This window comes from Oleiphilus sp. HI0080 (assembly GCF_001635135.1).
The window spans coordinates 1-661 of sequence record NZ_LWFU01000022.1; the positions used below are offsets into that span (position 1 = coordinate 1).

A 661-nucleotide genomic window follows, 5' to 3' on the forward strand; every position below is an offset into this window, starting at 1 on the left:
GTCAGGCTTTGTCTATACGCAAATATACGTACTAAGTGTCTGATTTATCTTAGTTTCTAGGAAACGGCGCAGCACTTGCTCTAACCCCCTGCAGGAAGATCGCATACAAGCACTCCTAAAAAACAAACAATAATTCTTCGAACGGGGAACGTTAACGATGAAAAACTTTAAGACTAAATTGGCGACCGTTGCTGCTGCAGTGTCGCTGTCTGTCGGTGCTTCGGTTACATATGCCGCTGATACCATCAAGGTTGGGGTACTGCACTCACTATCTGGAACGATGGCAATTTCAGAAACAACATTGAAAGACACCGTTTTGATGATGGTAGAAGAGCAAAATAAGAAAGGCGGGGTGCTTGGGAAGCAGCTAGAGGCTGTGGTCGTAGATCCTGCGTCAAACTGGCCTCTATTTGCTGAAAAAGCACGTGAGCTTATCGAAAAAGAAAAAGTGGCCGCTGTGTTCGGGTGCTGGACATCTGTTTCGCGTAAATCTGTATTGCCTGTATTTGAAGAGTTAGACAATATCCTGTTTTACCCGGTTCAGTACGAAGGCGAGGAGTCTTCGAAAAACGTATTTTACACAGGCGCTGCGCCAAACACTCAAGCAATTCCAGCCGTTGACTATCTTGCCGAACAAGGTGTAGAGCGTTGGGTGCTTGCG

Annotated in this window: 1 protein-coding gene; it reads left to right on the forward strand. The window is 46.1% G+C overall.

Going from position 1 to position 661, the window contains the following annotated elements; all coding sequences use genetic code 11:
- Positions 1–157 precede the first annotated feature (157 nt).
- Positions 158–661 (forward strand): transporter substrate-binding protein (locus A3751_RS00420; protein WP_156492137.1); only part of this gene is annotated, 504 nt, incomplete at its 3' end.